This window comes from Herpetosiphon geysericola (assembly GCF_001306135.1).
Lineage (GTDB): Bacteria > Chloroflexota > Chloroflexia > Chloroflexales > Herpetosiphonaceae > Herpetosiphon > Herpetosiphon geysericola.
In genome coordinates, this window is the sequence record NZ_LGKP01000035.1 from 71446 (window position 1) to 86009 (window position 14564).

Consider the following 14564-nt stretch of genomic DNA (forward strand, 5'->3'; position numbering starts at 1 on the left):
ATTTCAACTAGAAATAATCGTCTCGCTATTGTACCACGATGGTTGTTGGGCGTTCAGCCAAGGGTTCGCAGTAAAGGTTATGCTATCATCGGAACCCTTTAATTCGCCAATTGAAGTGAATTGCACGCTTTTTGTATCGTTTGGCCTTTCCCATAAACTAATAATTTCGGGTGAACCATCAAGCGCAATCCTACCTGTTGCATAGGCAACATGGCTGATTGGATTATCACCGCTTTCAAAAAAGACAATGCTACCTTCAGGAATTAGCGCGCCTTCACACCACCCTTGACGCTGAGTATAGCCGAGACCTTCGGCCAAAGCTTGGCGGACTGCTAGCTTTTGCGCTTCTACATCGTCTTCTGCTAGGTTTGCTTGCTTGATAACATTCGTATAGATTTCGTCAATATCATGTAATGTAAGATCGCCAGCCAGCAAGCCAATATAGAGTACCGATTCCCAACAATTCATATTCCATTGAGTATAATTATCTGGCAATATGTCGTCGGCTTGAACATACATATCAAATGATGGCAGAATCGGGTTAGTATCGAAAATTAATCTATTGGCCAAGTATGTGATATGTTTATGCCCTGCTTGGATCTCTCGGTTCTGCTCAATAGAAGCATTTAATTTACCATCTTTTAGGCTAACTGAAGCTTCATACCATGTTAATGATCCCTCTAGCAAGCTAGCAATAATCGTTTGCGGCAAAATTCCTGGCAAGCCGCGAATTGCTTGTAGGACTGTTTGATTTTGCAGCAACGCTTGACGCTGCTCCAGCGGAATCAAGCGAATGGTTTCGATGACCAGGCTTTGTTGTGGCGTTTGAAGCCATTGCCGAAACTGATTAACGATTGTTGGCATGGCTGCTGGTTGCTGTTGATCATGAAGCGGGTTGGGTTGTTCAGATTGAGCATTGAATAGGGTCGCTGCCTCTGCTTCGGCCTCGTGAAAAGCCTTGGCAATGGCTTTGAGCACGCATTGGCTCTCAGCAAAAACACAGTCTAGGCGCTGATAGGCGGGCACAATTTCGTGATGAAACTGGCTGAAACATGCCTTGGCTGCATCGCCTTGCCAGCCGCCATGTTCAAGCGCCTGAATCGTTTGCCTCAGTTGTTGCACGATGGCTTGAATTTGGGTTTGTTGGTTGGCGCAGCGTTGAATGAGTTGGTCGATCAGCTGATAGTCAATTTGGACAATCTGCATAGCCATGGGTCTATGCTCCGTTGCTAATCGGCTGGTAGATTATTGAAATGTTGGTTGTTGGGTTTATTGAGTGAGGAGTGCAATCAGCACGAGTTCACTATAGCATACTGATTTGGCGCTGTAAAGAGGGCTTTTTTGACATACAATGCCTGCGATTCGCCTTTTGCTAAGGAACAGTTTATGGCTGAGCTGACTCCCTCTGTTCGTCCACCTCATGAATCGTATTTACGGCTATTTCTGCGCTTTTTGCGCTTTGGTTTGTTGGCGTGGGGCGGGCCAGTCGCCCAAATTGCCATGATTCGCCAAGAGTTGGTTGAGGAAGAACATTGGATCGAGCGCGAGCATTTTAATCGGGTGCTCGCGGTTTATCAGGCCTTGCCCGGCCCCGAAGCCCATGAGTTGTGTGTCTATTTTGGCATGGTTGCCCGTGGCCGAATTGGCGCCGTATTAGCTGGCTTGGGCTTTATGTTGCCTGGTTTTATCCTGATGCTTGGGCTTTCGTGGGCTTATGTGGCCTATGGAATGAGCGCAATTGGCATCGGGGCGATTTTGTTTGGCTTCAAGCCAGCAGTGGCAGCCTTGATTATTCGGGCTGTGCATAAAATTGGCGAGCATGCATTGCTCAATCGTCAGCTCTGGGCAATTGCAATTGTCGCTGGCATTGCCACCTTTGTGGATGTGCATTTTATCGCAATTCTGCTACTATCGGGCTTAGCCTATTGGCTGTTGCAAAAGCCGCAATTGAACAAAACCAATTTGCATAGCTCATGGTTGCCATTGTTGGCACTAGCGATTTTGGCTGCGCCCAGCGTGTTGAGTTTGTTTGGTTATGGTTTGCGGACTGGCTTGCTGACCTTTGGCGGCGCATATACGGCGATTCCATTTTTGCAGAACGATGCGGTGGTTGTTGGCCGTTGGATGACCAATGAACAGTTTATTGATGGCTTGGCCCTCTCTGGAATTTTGCCAGCGCCATTGATTATTTTCTCGACCTTTGTGGGCTACCTTGGTGGTGGCTTTGCTGGTGCGTTGGCCTTGACCACAGGCACATTTTTGCCAGCCTTTTTATTTACAATTCTTGGCCATCATTGGCTCGAACGAATTATTGCCAATGCTGCAACCCATGCCTTTCTCGATGGGATTACAGCTGCGGTGGTTGGCTTGATTACGGTCACGACCAGCCAAATTATTCTGGCTGCCTGGCCGCAGGAGTTGGCTCCAGCACTGCTGGCCTTGCTGATTGCTGGGCTAAGTTTATGGCTGCTCTATCGTTGGAAGGCCAAGTGGGCTACGGCGGCGGTGGTGCTTGGGGCTGGGGTTGTGGGTTTGCTTGCGTTGCTGCTTTAACTGAGCATGGGCTTGCTCACCTTCAGATTCGCGCATTCAAAAAATTGGGCTGGCAACCAAGCCTTGAATAATGGAATCGATCATTGATCACCACCCTTCCGTCCCGCCTCAAGGCGGGAAACGCAGGGGGCTTTAATCCCCCTGCACCCCCTCAAGCACAATTGGAGGGCCGCAGGCATCTATCGATGAACCTGTCATAACGTGGTTCGCAGCCGCAGAACTACGGCTTAAAGCCCTTCGACCGCGCTATGGCAGAGGGGCTATCATCTTCATTTAGGCAATAACGCGCGGCGTAAGATCGAGCGTACCTGCCAATAAATGCGCCACGGTGGTGCGCAAAACAGCTTGATCGAACGGCTTGGCAACCACCACATCGGCGCCGCGCAATTTGGCTTCAGCTGGATCGATCTGACGTGCCCAGCCCGAGAGCATCATCGTGCGAATCCCATGTTCGCGCTCTCGAATAAATCGCAACACGTCCCAGCCCATCATATCGGGCATACCAAGGTCGGTGATAACCAAATCGAACATGCCAGGCCGGAATTTGGCCAGCGCATCGCGGCCACTATCGGCGCTTACCACTTCGTGGCCCCAAGCAGCCAACATGCGACTCAGCGCAATCCGTACCAATTCTTCGTCTTCGACAATCAAAATACTGCCGCGCACATTGGGGATGTCGTGGTCGGTGGCTTCGACTTGGGCAAAATCGACTTCAAGCATGGGCAGCCAAATTGCGAAGTTGGTGCCGCGACCTTCGATGCTTTGGACTTCGATGCGGCCACTGTGGCGCGAAACAATCGCCGCTGAAACCGCCAGCCCCAAGCCATTGCCACGCTCGCCCTTGGTCGTAAAGAAGGGATCGAAGATTCGCGCTTTGACTTCTTCGCTCATGCCAACGCCGCTATCGGCCACTGAAACAAAAACTTCCGAGCCGCGCTGACCAGTCGCAACCCGCAGCATACCACCATTGGGCATGGCATCGACAGCATTGATAATCAAGTTGGTCAGCACTTCGCGCAATTCAGCAGCATGGCCACGAATTGTTGGCACATTCAGAATTTCGCGTTGCAATTCGATGTTGACCCCTTGCTCTTGGGCGGCGTTCCGCCAGCGCACTCTGGTCAAATCAAGCGCATCTTCGGCCAATTCGTGCAATTCAACTGGCGCGTCAATTTCGCCATCATCTTTGCGAGCAAAACGCTGAATCCGTTTGACGGTTTCAGCTCCATCTTTGGCGGCACGTTCAATCACGCGGAGGGTTTCGCGTTGCTCAGGATTTTGCAATTCGCCCATCAACACCTGAACATTGCCCAAAATGCCTGCCAATAAGTTGTTGAAATCATGGGTAACGCCACTGGCCAATTCGCCAAGCGCCCGTAATTTCTCCACAAACAACAGGTGATCTTGGGTTTGCTCAAGTTGTTGCAAAGCTTGCGCCCGTTGATTGTAGAGCCGACCGTTGACCAAGGCGGTAGTCAAAAAGTGCGATAAACCGCCCAACAAACTGACTTGTTGTTCATCAAAGGCATTCGGGCGGCGGCTGGTCAAATTCAGCGTGCCCAAACGCACGTCGGCGGTGGTCAATGGCTGAATCAACAACGATTGCGCTTCATCGGCAAACGGCAATTGCAACGGCTGGCCGATATGATGCTCGACCTCGGCGATATAGACCGGATGACCAGCTTCGTAGGCGGTGCGCAACGGCCCGTTACCCTCGGTTTCTTGGCCAGCGCTCAACATACCATAATCTGCATCGTTGGCCGCCAACACCTGAAACATATTGCTGCCAACATCATAGGTCGTGACGGTTGCTTGATCATAGGGAATAAGTTGGCGAATTTGCTGGAGTGCAGTATCCAAAATCCGCTTTAGATCAAGCGAAGTGCTAATTGCCCGAGCCAAATCGTTGATTGCGGTTAGGTTGGTTGCTCGTTCGCGAGCATTGGCAAACAGTTGAGCATTGCTCAGCGACGAGGCCAATAATTCGGCAATATCACGCAAATGGTTGAGCGTTTCTTCATCGAGTTTTTGGCTGCTTTGGCTCAACAACACGCCAATAATATGCCCGCTATTCATCAAGGGATGGGCCACTTGAGTTGCAACGGTGCTTGGCGAGGGCAATTCAGTGTCAAATGGTGGCTGCCGTTTGATGATAATTTGGCTTTCCGCAGCAGCTTCGGCAGCAATCCCAGCGCTGAGCGCTAGCCACAACGTCGAGGTCGATTCAATCTGATCAGCTTTGCGGGTAACGCCGTGGCGCACCACAATGCTGCTATTTTCAATCAGGCCAACCCCAACAAACGAAAGGTCAAATTTTTTGACCAACGATCGCACAAAATCGTTGAGCAAGGTTTCAATTTCGAGCGTGCTGTTGAGCAAGCGAGCCAATTTAAACACCGCTTCGTGGCGGCCTTGGGTTGTATGCAACTGGCTGGTTTGGCTGGTTAAACTGGTTTGGCGCGCCAAGAGCTGTTGGCGCAAAGCCTCAACTTTTTGCAAGGTGGTGTCAATCAATGGGTCGCCCGAATTACCCGCTTCAATTGCTTGATCGGGGTCGAACTCGCTGGGCAATTGTTCAAATGGCTTGCGGCTTTGGCGCACGCTGCGCATTGTCATAATCAGGGTTAGCAGCGCCCCAATCACGGCGGCGGCCCCAATCACGCTATAAATTATCAATTGTTCGTTGGAACTGAGCGCCCTACCTTGGTGCTGTGCTTGATCAAATGACCACCAAAACCAAGCCAAACCGCCTGCGATCAGCAATAACGAAAGCGTTAATCCAATCAGCAGAGCATTGCGAATCCGAGCAAGTGGCGAACATCGCATACACACTTCTCAATAGTTGCTGCCAAAACAACAACGTGAGCCAATCCAAAAAGCTGGGCCAAGCTACGTAATTTTGGTGTTTGCACCAAGCGCTTGGCTTTGATTATTCGGGCTGGAATCGAGCCAACCCATTGCTTGCCATTCGGCATAGGCTGCATTGTACTGAAAAAGCCATGGTTTAGGCAAACGCGCAATCAACCAAGCTGGCACGTGTTGGCCAACGTTCGCAATCAATGCAGCGCGACTAAACCGCAACCAATCGCCAATCCAGCGCAGCCAATCGCGCCAGCCAAGCACTTGCCAAGCAACCTGCATAATTTGTGGGTAATAGGCCAGCGTGCCTAATACTACTCGATTATAGTCTTGCCACGTCATTTGATCTTGAAAAAAGCGCCGCGCCAAATCGTAGCCCAAACGATTGAGCACATGGGCAAAAACATTTTGTAGTTCGTTGACATCCTGCGGGCGGCCCCACGGAGTCATAAAGCGGCTAAACACCCAATTCATGCTGACGTTGCTTTGGTAGGCACTAATTGCACTTAAATGATTTGGTGTGGTTAATTGCTGTTGCAGCGCTTGTTCGAGCAAATTGGTGGTGCGCTCAAGGTTGCGGACAAACGAACCAAAGCCGCAAAAGGTTAATGGCGATTGTTGCGCTGAGGCATCGCCCAAAGCCAAAACTCCCGCCAAAGGCTTGGGTTTGCTCAACGCATGGCGAGCAGGAATATAGCCAAAAACTGGTCGCAGATGCTTGGCATTGGGTGTTAGTTGCTTGTAGCTTGGCAATAATTCAAAATAATCTTCGAATAAATCAAGCAGCGAGTGCTGATATTGGGCCTTGGCACCAACCTGATCATAATAAAACACATAGACCGTCAGTTCCTGATCGCGGCCTGGAAAGCCTTCCCAAATCAATTGGCGATCGGCTTGGGTGTCGGCAACGCTAATCAAAATATCGCCCAAGTTTTGGTCATGGTCTGCGCCACTCAATACTGTGCCAACGGTTGGGCAGATGCCTGCAAACGGTTGACTTGCAAGGGTTAATGGCGAGGTTGCCCCCATTGCATCAATCAGCAAACGCGTCGCAATCACCTGCGCTTGATCTACCTTGCGCACCGCAACGATGGTTTGCTGGCGCTGTGGATCGTGATAAACATGCTCAAAACTCGTTTCATCCCAAACGGTACCGCCAGCAGCCAAAAATTGCTGACGTGCATAACGCAGCAGCGCCCCAGCATCAAGCGCAATATCCAACACCTTGGGCAAATGCAATTCGGCGGGGGCAACCGCTGAACCAGCAGCGTGAAAGCGCACAACCCCATCAGTATAGCGCGCCATAATAATCTCGCGTTCCAGGGTTTCCCACGAGATAAAGCCAGTTGCCACCAAGCGCTCAAGCTCGGCCTGCGAAATATTCCATTCGCGATGCGCACAGCCAACTTCATGGCGATCAAAGACTAAAACCCGCAGCCCTTTGCGAGCCATCAGCGTGGCGTGGAGTAAGCCTAAGCCGCCGCCAGCATAAACCAAATCAAACGCAGTATCGACTTTAGGCAACTGTTGGGTTTGGCTGTAGGGTAGGTTTGGCAGTTGGCCTTGCTCAAATTGTTGCCAGCGTTGATCGAGCGCTTGAATCCGTTGCAGTTGATCGAGGGCATTCATGGCTTGGAACGCTTGCCATGTGCGTGGATGGCTCTCAGCAAGCTGGTTGCTTGCAGGTGCTTGAGCTGGCCATGCTTCACGCCAATGTTGCAAAACAGCAGCCAATTCGTTGTGCAACCAACGGCGGCGTTGCCAATAGTGCCATAACTCAAATGCTGTTTTGGGCCATTCAAAGTGCAAGGTTGCCCGAATGTGGGTGCTGGAAACACTATCCAGCAATTCGAGCACCAAATCGGCTTTGAGGCTTGGTTGATTGCTGCTTTGGGCGTGCCAATGCAAGCGTTGCGGCTGATGCTGGGTGCTAATCTGCCAAGCCTGATCGGCCCAATGCCAGCTGCCAGCAACTTCAGACCCCAACAACCAGCCAGGCAGCTCGGCCAAGCGGGCATAAATTGTTGCTGGTGCTGCGGCCCATTCAAGATCATACTGTGCGTAAACGTGCATAATTCCCACAATCGCAATAAAACATTCTATGAGTTTCTACGCAGGTGGGTTGCAGAATGCTTTAGCGCTAGAAACACAAACGCCGCCTTTACGTTAAAAGCGGCGTTGATGCTTGAGCTTGAAGCTTAGTCTAACCAAATTCTAGCTGCATGCCTTCTTGAAAGAGATCCCAAATCAGCCAGCAGATAGCATCTTGATCTTCCGTATGGAGATCATCGATATATGATTTGGTGAGCTGAATAATATCTGGGCGACTGAGCAAATAGACCCGATGACCCATCGTTGCATACAGCCGCATCGACAATTCGTCGGCCAATTCAGTCAAGTCATCATCGATTAATCGTTCATCAGTCGAGCGTAAGCGACCACGCATCGGCCACCTCCAAGGGTATGAGTTAAGTTAAAACCTAGCGTGAGTAACCGCCAGGTCGATCCATGGGCGAGCGATCCATCGAAGTGGTATTGGTTGGCTTGGTGCCAGGGTTCATGGATGTATCCATCAAACTATCGGCAACATAATCCAAGTACCCTTTGATGTCCTCGTTATCTTCTAACGCTGCGAAGGGTGTTACGGTTCCGCTCACGGCCTTAACACTTTGGGCTAGCTCTTTCATGGTGGTGTCGATGCCACGCACCAAACCACGCATAACCGAGGCTAGTTCTTCTTTTTCTTGGACAGTCAAATTGGCAAAACCGATCAGCGCTTTCTCTTGAGCGCGGAGCAAGGTATTGCGTAAAATAGCAATATCGGCTTGGGTTTGCAATTCGTAGCGGCGTACCAAGTGTGCTTGGCGAATCTGTTCGACCAGTTCTTCGCTGCTGACTGGAGTCCACAACAATGCAGGAATAAAGATAAAGCCGATCAATCCGACCAAGACTTGCAACAAGGTAATATTGCTATCTTGGACGACTGCTTGGGTTTCCCACCATTGATATTGCAAGGTAAACGAGTAGTACACCAGAATCAAGGCACAGACCACGACCACAACATAGCCGAGGGTTCGGGCATTGATTTTTTGCAACAACATACCTGCTGGCGACCATGGAATCAAGAAGCTCACCAAGCTCGGCGGTGCTAAAACTAAAATCAATGTAAAGGAGCCAGCAATCAGCTTATTGGGGGTAAGAACGCTTTGAATACCCCACCAATACACAGCCGATCCGACCATGGCGCATACGGCAAGCACAACCAAGAGGGTTTTCGCCGTAAACTGAAAACCGCCTCCTCGGTTGCGGCGCTGACCGCGAACCATTTCTAAATACCGACTGCTCATATGTACAGTCTCCTTCTGCCCTATTGTGGCGTAATATCGGGCGCAAGATAGACAAATGTTTCAATAACATCAGCGCCATAGCCAGCACGCCGAATCCGTTGGATCATGCTTGGCTCTAAGGTCAAGCCATAATCTACGTTAATCGTGTATGGGATGGCTAAAGCAGCTAAACCACTCCAACGCAATCGAAACTCGCCGCTTGCGATGAGTGGAGAGCGAATCCAACCAAGGCCAACGTATTGGCCTGAGTTTGGATCATACCACCAAAGCATGACGGTTCCAGGTGCAGCATAGGTTGTTGGCTCGCTAAATTGCTGAACATCAATTTTTTGAGCCTCCCATGCGGCGTTCCCGCTTGGTGGTGGGGTTAGTACAACTGTTGGCACCGCTAAGCTTGGCTCAACTGGAGCAATGGTTGCAATAACTTGGCTGGTCGGGCCATCTTCAACGGCGGTTGGCACGAGAATTTGGGTTGGCTGACCAGAAACGTTGGTTTGTGATGGTACGCTTGGTTGAATGTTTGGGTTCGAGCCGCTAACAGTTGGATTGGCAGCAGTCAAGGTCAACGATTGAAGGTTTAACCCGCCTGGTTGGGTACAACCAGCAAGACCTGTGCTAACGACAAAAAACCACAGCCACCGATGAACCGATGCTCGTTTAATGCGCTCTGTTGCGTACTGCCAAGCTCTGTGGAAGGTCGTCAATTGCTACCACCATCACTATCCAAATGTGGGCTGAGTTATGCCCTGCTCATGATGTACACACACATTAATTGAGGTGTCGCGAGCATGTGCAGATGAACATAATTATCAATGCCGCGCATTGAAATTATACTACATGTTGGCTAGAGTTTTGTCAATGTTTTATTAGTCCTCTATTAGCATATCCCTATGGGGGGAATTGGGCATTCCAATGGGCTATTTTAGTAGCTCGCTTGGCCGCTTCGCAATTTTGCTGAGCCGTGTCTGGATAGGTCTTAGTAGCAAGTATTGATTGACATGTCACCTCATGGGGGATAGGATATACTTTAGCACGTCGATGTGTGTTTTATGCCAAAGGGATGCCATGAAAGCGATTGAATTTCACGAATTTGGAGCCTTGGCAGATGTGTTGCAGTTGGTCGAAAAGCCAACCCCAACCGCTGGTGCTGGCGAGGTTCTAGTCCGTCTAACCGCGCGCTCGATCAATCCATCAGATGTCTATACGATTCAAGGGACATATGGGGTGCGCCCGAGTTTACCAGCAGTCCCTGGTAACGAGGCCGCTGGGGTGATCGAGGCGCTTGGCGAGGGCGTTACTGGCTGGTCAGTCGGCGATCGGGTTATCCTCATGCTCGGCGCGGTCGGGACTGAGGGCACATGGCGTGAGTATGCAGTTGTCAAACCTCAATTTTTGGTGCCAACTCCAGCGGCGCTTAGCGATGCCCAAGCTGCTTGTACTTGGGTCAACTATTTGACGGCCTGGATTATGAGCGATGAATTGGAGTTGCAGCCCGACGAACCAGTCTTGGTAACTGCTGGCGCTTCGCACTTGGGCCGCGCTATGTTGCAATTGGCCGCAGTTCGCGGCTTTAAAGTTGTGGCGACCGTGCGCAAAGCTGAACAAGCCCAAGCGTTGCTTGACGCTGGCGCACTTGGCGTAATCACCCATCCCGGCGACGATCTGGCCGCGCGCTGGAAGGAAATTACTGGCCAAAAAGGCATTGCCAAAGCGATCGATGCAGTTGCTGGTGAAACTGGCACAGCAGTCTTCAATGCAATGGCACCCTATGGCCAAATGATCGTTTATGGTTTGTTGAGCAACCAGCCAATTCAGATTGATGGACGGATTATCTTTAGCGAAGCAACAATTCGTGGTTTTTGGCTTGGCCGCTGGCTCAACCGCCAAACTCCGCAAGTGCTTGGCAAACTGATCGCTGATGTGAGTGCGATGTTTGCCGATGGTCGTTTGGCACCGCATGTCGATACCACGGTCGCCCTTGATGATCTGGCTGGGATCGTGCGCGTGGCAACCGAAAGCGGCGCTGGTAAAGTCGTGATTACAGGCTAGGAGGCTCGTTGTGCATCCCAAATCCGCCAATCGCTTAGCTGGCTTTGGCACATCCATTTTTAGTGAAATAAGCGCTTTGTCCGCGCAATATCAAGCAATTAACCTTGGCCAAGGCTTTCCTGATTTTGCTGGGCCTGCATTTTTAAAAGATGCTGCTTGTAGCGCCATCAATGCCGATCTTAACCAATATGCGCCAAGTACAGGCTTGCCAAGCTTGCGCGCGGCGATTGCGCGGACATGGGAGCGTCACACCAAAGCCTCAGTCGATCCTGAGACGGAAATTACGGTCACCAGCGGGGCAACCGAAGCTTTGTTTGCCTCAATTATGGCGCTGATCAATCCAGGCGAGGAGGTTATTATTTTCGAGCCGTATTACGATGCCTATCCGCCGAATGTGCTGATGGCTGGCGGCATTCCCCGCTACGTTCGTTTGAGCGAGCCACGTTGGGATGTCGATTTTGCCCAAGTTCGGGCCGCGATTACCCCCCAAACCAAAGCTATCATCTTGAATACGCCGCATAATCCGACTGGCAAAGTGTGGTCGCGGGCTGAGCTGAGCCAGCTAGCAGCAATTGCAATTGAGCACGATTTGCTGGTATTGAGCGATGAAGTCTATGATCGGTTGGTGTTTGAAGATCATCAGCATTGCTCAATTGCCACTTTGCCCGGGATGTGGGAGCGCACAGTTACCATTAGTAGCACTGGCAAAACATTTAGTGTTACTGGCTGGAAAATTGGCTATGCGATTGCGCCTAATCCACTGACCGAGGCGATTCGGCGGGTGCATCAATTTGTGACGTTTGCCAGTGCCACGCCCCTGCAAGCGGCGGCGGTGGTTGGCTTGAATGCTGGCGAGCCATACGAACGCCAGTTATTACAATTTTATAGCGCCCGTCGAACGCAATTGGTTAAAGCGTTGGGTGATGCTGGCTTGTATGTGTTGCCACCGCAAGGCACCTATTTTGTGATGGCTGATATTCGTGATTTGGGCTGGGATAATGATGCAGAATTTTGCCGCTATCTGATTAGCGAAATTGGCGTGGCGGCGATTCCCCCATCAGCCTTCTATCACGATAATTATCAAGCGGGGATGGTGCGCTTTTGCTTTGCCAAAAAGCCCGAAACGATTGCCGCCGCTGCTGAAAAACTCAAGCGCTTAGGGAGCCAAAGCTGATGCATTTTCCAAAATCTCAAGCATTGCAATTGCATTCCTGCTTCGAAGAATTGATTCCGGGCAGGATGCATAGTAGCGGGCAGCGCTTTTTGCCCTTGATTGTGCTGGGTTTCAAGCAAGTACGCTTAGGCGTTGTTGATCGCCATAATCATGTGAATCAGGCTCATGCGGGCCGCTATGGCAAGGCGCAGTTGGTATTTCAGCTAAGCCGAGTCGCCTTGCAACCAGCAGATACCCAGCGCATGGCAATCGAGCCAGAGGTTGGCAATGGGCTGAGTACCATGCCGCTGGCCTATGGCTGCATCCAAGAGTTAATAACTTGGGAGCGGCGTGATGATTTGGGCTATGCAGTGAGCTATGTTGAAGCAATTATTGCGGTTGGGGTTGGTAGCATTGGCCTGCGCACAACCCTAACTGGCCCAAATGTAGCCAAATTGCCCAATGAACAATTGCAAACAGGCGATTGGGTGGTGCTCAGCAATTCACGGATCGATATTTTGGGCTTCGAGCCAGATTAGTTTTTGATCCACGAAGGCCTGAAACCGCGAAGCACGCGAAGATCGCGAAGGTTAATTTTTTGATCCACGAAGAGCACCAAGGGAATGAGGCTCTAGGCTATTGATCCACGAAGAGCACGAAGAGCACGAAGCTTGAAACCGCGAAGAGCGCTAAGATCACGAAGAACGTTTTTCGCCACAGATTCCACGAATGATTATTTTAGCCTACAGCCCATAGCCTAGAGCCTCATAGCCATATTTCTCTGCGCCGCTGCGTTAAAGCCTACTATCTGACCGCTTGCCCCTGAATCCTGACCCCTAAATCTATGTTCTATGCTCTTTGTTCTTACTTCATCCCTCATCCTTTATCCTTCTGACTTTTGACCTCATCCTTCATAATTTCAATGGTGGCACACTTTCTGCATTAGATTATGGCAGAACAGGTTTACAACTGGCGATTACCAACAGAAAAACGCTGGCACACTTTCTGCATTAGAGCAACAGTAGAACAACAAGTACATTGATAGGCAAACGAAACAATGTACAACTACTGAAAAAGAAATGCTGGCACACTTTCTGCATAAGCAATCACAGTAGTAACAACAAGCACTATTTGAAAAAACTAATGGAGGAATCAACAATGTTTTCACTTATCGCTTGGCTTATCTTCGGCGCATTGATCGGTTGGGTCGCTAGCAAAATTATGAACACTGATGCTCAACAAGGCGCAGTATTAAATATTGTCGTCGGGATCATTGGGGCATTCATTGGTGGTTTTTTGGTCAATCGCGACGTGACCGCTAATGTGTTCAACCTTTGGAGCGTCTTGACCTCGTTGATTGGCGCAGTTGTCTTACTCGCAATCGTCAACTTGGTCCAACGTGGCCGCGTTCGCTAAGTTCTCAAGCTCAATTAATTAGTATCAACAAGCACTGATATTGAATTAACTATTTGGAGGAATCTATAATGTTTTCACTTATTGCATGGCTTATTTTCGGCGCATTGATCGGTTGGGTCGCTAGCAAAATTATGAACACCGATGCTCAACAAGGCACAGTATTGAATATTGTTGTCGGTATCATCGGAGCATTCATCGGCGGTTTTTTGATCAACCGCGACGTGACCGCTAATGTGTTCAACGTGTGGAGCGTCTTGACCGCCTTGATTGGTGCAGTTGTCTTGCTTGGGATTGTAAACCTCTTCCAACGTGGACGCGTCCGCTAAGCCTCAACTGGCTCTGATCTGTGGAATCGCTAGTGATACAGCGTTGTATCGCTAGCGATTTTGGTTTAACTACAGGCAGCGACGAAGCGATAGCCTTGGGCGGCTAGCTCAGGCAACAGAATTTCCAAGGCCTCGATTGTTTGTTGGCGCGAACCACCGCCATCGTGCAGCAACACCACGGCTCCATCACGCACTTGGCTGCGAATGCGGGCCACAATTTCCTCAGTGCCTGGTTGTTTCCAATCAGCGCTATCCACATCCCATAACACCATGCGTAAACCCAATTGATCGGCGCTGGCAGTAGTTTGCTGGTTGTGCTTGCCATAGGGTGGTCGAAAACAATTGCTGGAAGTTGCGCCTAACAGTGCTTGGGTTGAATTTAGCTCTTGGATCACACTTGCTTGATTAAGCTGGGTGAGGTCGGGGTGGCTCCAGCTATGATTTGCCAGCATATGGCCAGCCAAGCGTTGTTGTTCAATGATTTCGGGATAGGCTTGGGCATTGCGTCCGAGCACAAAAAACGTAGCTTGGGCATGATGCTGGGCCAGCAAAGCAAGTATTTTGGGTGTCCAGATTGGGTCGGGGCCATCATCAAAGGTCAAATACACAACCTTATCGCGAACTTGGGTTGGTTGCATTGGCGAAACCTCGCTTGCTTGGGGCGTATAGGTTGGCCCAAGCGTGATTGTGGCGGCAACTGGTTGGGCCAACCGCCAGGTGATGGTTGGTCTTGGGGTTGAGAAGTTGGAACCACAACCAATTAAAAGCCAAAGTAGCCCAATTAACACCAAGCTTTGGCGGCAGGCGTGGCGCTTTCTGCTATAATCGCTGCTAGTACTCTGCATCAAAACGATTAAAAAC

General features: G+C 50.3%; 13 protein-coding genes. 6 read left to right on the plus strand and 7 right to left on the minus strand.

Annotated elements, in window-relative coordinates; genetic code table 11:
- Positions 1 to 3: 3 nt before the first annotated feature.
- On the minus strand, positions 4 to 1212 hold the full coding sequence (locus SE18_RS21140) for a WXG100 family type VII secretion target (RefSeq protein ID WP_054536465.1): 1209 nt from the start codon (positions 1210 to 1212) through the stop codon (positions 4 to 6).
- 174 nt (positions 1213 to 1386) lie between these two features.
- Between SE18_RS21140 and chrA the strand changes: the two genes are divergently transcribed.
- Positions 1387 to 2553 (plus strand): chromate efflux transporter, encoded by a 1167-nt coding sequence (gene chrA / locus SE18_RS21145; RefSeq protein WP_054536466.1) that lies wholly within the window; start codon positions 1387 to 1389, stop codon positions 2551 to 2553.
- 273 nt (positions 2554 to 2826) lie between these two features.
- Here chrA and SE18_RS21150 read toward each other — a convergent pair whose 3' ends face one another.
- The 5 genes from SE18_RS21150 to SE18_RS21170 all read right to left on the minus strand — a co-directional run bounded on the left by SE18_RS21150 (position 2827) and on the right by SE18_RS21170 (position 9463).
- Positions 2827 to 5379, minus strand: a complete 2553-nt coding sequence (locus SE18_RS21150) for a hybrid sensor histidine kinase/response regulator (protein ID WP_054536467.1) — start codon at positions 5377 to 5379, stop codon at positions 2827 to 2829.
- A gap of 63 nt (positions 5380 to 5442) precedes the next feature.
- Positions 5443 to 7485 (minus strand): NAD(P)/FAD-dependent oxidoreductase, encoded by a 2043-nt coding sequence (locus tag SE18_RS21155; protein WP_054536468.1) that lies wholly within the window; start codon positions 7483 to 7485, stop codon positions 5443 to 5445.
- 130 nt (positions 7486 to 7615) lie between these two features.
- Positions 7616 to 7858 (minus strand): hypothetical protein, encoded by a 243-nt coding sequence (locus SE18_RS21160; protein ID WP_054536469.1) that lies wholly within the window; start codon positions 7856 to 7858, stop codon positions 7616 to 7618.
- Between the two features lie 34 nt (positions 7859 to 7892).
- On the minus strand, positions 7893 to 8759 hold the full coding sequence (locus SE18_RS21165) for a hypothetical protein (RefSeq protein WP_054536470.1): 867 nt from the start codon (positions 8757 to 8759) through the stop codon (positions 7893 to 7895).
- A gap of 20 nt (positions 8760 to 8779) precedes the next feature.
- Entirely contained in the window at positions 8780 to 9463 is a 684-nt protein-coding gene (locus SE18_RS21170) for a hypothetical protein (protein WP_054536471.1), read from the minus strand.
- Between the two features lie 361 nt (positions 9464 to 9824).
- Between SE18_RS21170 and SE18_RS21175 the strand changes: the two genes are divergently transcribed.
- The 5 genes from SE18_RS21175 (at position 9825) to SE18_RS21195 (ending at position 13703) form a co-directional block, all read left to right on the plus strand.
- Positions 9825 to 10808, plus strand: a complete 984-nt coding sequence (locus tag SE18_RS21175) for a zinc-dependent alcohol dehydrogenase family protein (RefSeq protein ID WP_054536472.1) — start codon at positions 9825 to 9827, stop codon at positions 10806 to 10808.
- 10 nt (positions 10809 to 10818) lie between these two features.
- Positions 10819 to 11982 (plus strand): methionine aminotransferase, encoded by a 1164-nt coding sequence (locus tag SE18_RS21180; RefSeq protein WP_054536473.1) that lies wholly within the window; start codon positions 10819 to 10821, stop codon positions 11980 to 11982.
- On the plus strand, positions 11982 to 12500 hold the full coding sequence (locus SE18_RS21185; protein ID WP_054536474.1) for a hypothetical protein: 519 nt from the start codon (positions 11982 to 11984) through the stop codon (positions 12498 to 12500). The genes SE18_RS21180 and SE18_RS21185 overlap by 1 nt, the downstream gene beginning before the upstream one ends.
- 619 nt (positions 12501 to 13119) lie before the next feature.
- Positions 13120 to 13377, plus strand: coding sequence for a GlsB/YeaQ/YmgE family stress response membrane protein (locus tag SE18_RS21190; protein WP_054536475.1), 258 nt, complete (start codon positions 13120 to 13122; stop codon positions 13375 to 13377).
- Positions 13378 to 13445: 68 nt separating this feature from the next.
- Positions 13446 to 13703, plus strand: coding sequence for a GlsB/YeaQ/YmgE family stress response membrane protein (locus SE18_RS21195; protein ID WP_054536476.1), 258 nt, complete (start codon positions 13446 to 13448; stop codon positions 13701 to 13703).
- Between the two features lie 65 nt (positions 13704 to 13768).
- On the opposite strand, the gene SE18_RS21200 is transcribed toward SE18_RS21195, so the two are convergent.
- Entirely contained in the window at positions 13769 to 14548 is a 780-nt protein-coding gene (locus SE18_RS21200) for a polysaccharide deacetylase family protein (protein WP_054536477.1), read from the minus strand.
- Positions 14549 to 14564 lie beyond the last annotated feature (16 nt).